The organism is Roseateles sp., assembly GCF_031397715.1.
In the GTDB taxonomy this organism is placed as follows: domain Bacteria; phylum Pseudomonadota; class Gammaproteobacteria; order Burkholderiales; family Burkholderiaceae_C; genus Paucibacter_A.
Map to the genome: position 1 here is coordinate 1 of NZ_JANNMI010000419.1, position 3,279 is coordinate 3,279.

A 3,279-nucleotide genomic window follows, 5' to 3' on the forward strand; every position below is an offset into this window, starting at 1 on the left:
TAAATCCGGCATTAGACCGCCGCCATCTGGTGGTTGATTTTTTGACGCCTTGCCTGCTCTCCAACGCGGCCGACGGCGTGCGCCGCCAGCCGTACTTTTGCTCCGGCTGCCCGCACAACAGCTCGACCAAGCTGCCCGAGGGCTCACGCGCCTTGGCCGGCATTGGCTGCCACTTCATGGCCAGCTGGATGGAGCGCGGCACCTCGGGCTTGATTCAGATGGGCGCCGAGGGCGTTGACTGGGCGGCGCACAGCCGCTTCACGACCGAAAAGCATGTGTTCCAGAACCTCGGCGACGGCACTTACTACCACTCCGGCTACTTAGCGATCCGCCAGGCGATCGCGGCCAACACCAACATCACGTACAAGATCCTCTACAACGACGCCGTCGCGATGACAGGCGGCCAGCCGGTCGACGGCCAGACCAGCGTGCCGCAGATTGCCCGTCAGGTCGAGGCCGAGGGCGTCAAGCGCCTGGTCGTGGTGTCCGATGAAATTGGCAAGTACGACGGCCAGCATGGCCTGTTCCCGGCCGGCACGACCTTTCACGACCGCAGCGAGCTGGACGCGGTGCAGCGTGAGCTGCGCGAGATTGAGGGCGTGACCATACTGATCTATGACCAGGTCTGCGCAGCGGAAAAGCGTCGTCGCAGGAAGAAAAAAGAGATGGTCGATCCGCCCAAGCGCATCTTCATCAACCAGGCGGTTTGCGAGGGTTGCGGAGACTGCGGCCAGGCGTCCAACTGCCTGTCTGTCGTGCCGGTGGAGACCGACTTTGGCCGCAAGCGCCAGATCGAACAAAGCAGCTGCAACAAGGACTTTTCCTGCGTCAACGGCTTTTGCCCGAGCTTTGTGTCGGTGCACGGCGCGCAGCTCAAAAAGCGCAGCGGTGCGGGCTTTACGCCCGCCGATCTGGCGCGCGAAATCGCAGCAATAGCTGCGCCCGCTCCCTGGCAATGGACCGGGCCGTTTGACTTGCTGGTGACCGGCGTCGGCGGCACCGGCGTCGTCACCGTGGGCGCCTTGATCAGCATGGCCGCGCATCTGGAACACAAGCAGGCCTCGGTGCTGGACTTCATGGGCTTTGCGCAAAAAGGCGGCGCAGTCTTGAGCTTCGTGCGCGTGGCGCCCACGCAAGACCTGCTCAATCAGGTGCGCATCGACACCCAGCAGGCCGATGTGCTGTTGGCCTGCGATATGGTGGTCGGCGCTTCGCCCGACGCTTTGGGCACCGTCAAGCCTGGCCGTACGGTGATCCTGGCCAATACGCATGAGTTGCCGACGGCGGCCTTTGTGCGCAACCCGGACGCCAGCCTGCAAGGCGACTCGCTCTTGGCCAAGATGCTGTACGCGGTCGGCGGCGACACCCAGCTGATGAGCAGCATCGACGCGCAGGCCATCGCGCAAGACTTGATGGGCGACACCATGCCGGCCAATATCGTCATGCTGGGCGCTTGCTGGCAGCGCGGCTTGATACCGCTGAGTGAAGCGGCCTTGCTGCGGGCGATGGAGTTGAACGGCGTGGCCGTGGAGGGCAACAAGACCGCGTTTGCGCTGGGTAGGCTGGCGATGGCCGACCCTAATGCTCTGCGCCGCTTGGCCGGCGAGTTAGGGCAAAAAGTCCAGGTCCTGAATTTCGACCGCTTGGACGGTGAAGATGGGCTGATCGCCCGCCGCAGCGCGCATCTGACGGCCTACCAAGACAGCGCCTATGCGCAGCGCTATCTGACCCTGGTGAACAAGGTCAGGCAGGCCGAAGCCAGCTTGGGCGAAGCCGGCAAAGCCGAGCGCTTGAGCAAGGCCGTGGCGCGCTACTACGCCAAGCTCCTGGCCATCAAGGACGAGTATGAGGTCGCGCGGCTTTATACCGACGGCACGTTTGAGGCGGCCATGAAAGCGCAGTTCGACAACTGGGACTCGCTGTCCTTTCACCTGGCGCCGCCGCTGATCTCCAAGCCCGGCAACGATGGCCGCGTCAAGAAAATCGAACTCGGTTCTTGGACCTTCAAAGCCTTCAAGCTGCTGGCCAAATTCAAAGGCCTGCGTGGCGGCGCCTTGGACATTTTCGGCAAGACCGATGAGCGCCGCATGGAACGCCGTCTGATTGGCGACTATGAGCGCCTCGTCGATGAGCTGCTGGCCGGCTTGACCGCCGACAAGCTGGACCTGGCCGTGCAGCTGGCCCGTCTACCCGAGCAGATTCGTGGTTACGGGCATGTCAAGCACGCCAATGTCGCGCTGGTGCGAGCCAAGCAGCAGGCCTTGCTGGATCAGTTCCAGGGGCGAGTCGCCGCGGCGGCAGAGCATGTCGTGGCGATGCCGGCGCCGCGCATCAAAAGCGTGGCCGAGCTCTGAGGCGCTACGAAGGCAGGGGCCTCAGTCCTGCGTTTCATAGTCATGGCGGCTGGCATGGCCGAGGGCGTCGCTGACGGTCGCCAGCTTGCTGTTGCCGTCGTAGTCAGAGCTGTATTTGTTGGGGCTATTTGTTGCGGTCAGGTTCACTTTTCGCCGCGTGCCGACAAGTCAAATGAAGCTGACCCAGCTTTTCACCCAAGCGCACATCAGGGAGCGAACCAGGCACTAGATCAAGCGGCGGCAAGGCGGAAGCGCTAGTTCAAGGCAGTTGCTGACCTTGATCCGGATCGTGCCGCCTGTTTTGCGATGGCTGCCTGGATGAATGTTTCGGGTGATTGGTGTATCAGCAAGCTGCCAAGGGTCGGCTTGGTAATTTCCCCATCCCAGTCACGGGCTCGCCCGCATAGTATCGAGGCTCAAAAAAGAACCAGATACCTCGGTTTCGTCATCAATCGAGCTGAGGCGATGAGGAGGATCGCAAACATGTTGAAGAGACCGGGCGCCTGGCTACTCCTGCTTGTGCAGGGCTTTCTACTTTTCGGCCTGACGGCCTGTGGCGGCGGTGGTGGCGGCGGCGACACGCCGGAGTTGGTGAGCCTGCCAGCACCCTCGTGCCTTCGGCAATGGCGATATCCATATCTTCTGACATTCACATGGAGAGCGTGTCGAGTTCGTAACCATCTTTCATGAGCCGATCGTATAGTTCCCACAGCATGTGGAACTGGCTGCGTTGCAAGGCTGTGGCAGTCGTGAGTTCAGGGACGGCCATCAGACCGCGCAATTTCAGGCGGGGCAGGCGAACGACATGGGCTGCCAATTGGGCCAGCTCTTCCGGCGCCACACCGCTTTTACTCGCTTCTCCGCTCACGTTCACTTGTAGACAGATTTGTAACGGCGGCAGCGAATCGGGCCGGTCTTTCGCCAA

The 3,279-nt window shown here is 62.1% G+C and carries 3 protein-coding genes; 1 reads left to right on the forward strand and 2 read right to left on the reverse strand.

Features of this window, described 5'->3' with window-relative positions; genetic code table 11:
- Nucleotides 1-2,354 (forward strand): indolepyruvate ferredoxin oxidoreductase family protein (locus RMO57_RS18405; RefSeq protein WP_310389125.1); only part of this gene is annotated, 2,354 nt, incomplete at its 5' end.
- A 21-nt stretch (nt 2,355-2,375) separates the two neighbouring features.
- Here RMO57_RS18405 and RMO57_RS18410 read toward each other — a convergent pair.
- Together RMO57_RS18410 and RMO57_RS18415 are read right to left on the reverse strand one after the other, a co-directional pair.
- Entirely contained in the window at nt 2,376-2,501 is a 126-nt protein-coding gene (locus RMO57_RS18410) for a hypothetical protein (RefSeq protein WP_310389128.1), read from the reverse strand.
- A gap of 502 nt (nt 2,502-3,003) precedes the next feature.
- The coding region (locus tag RMO57_RS18415; RefSeq protein ID WP_310389130.1) for an alanine racemase at nt 3,004-3,279 on the reverse strand (276 nt) is incomplete at its 5' end.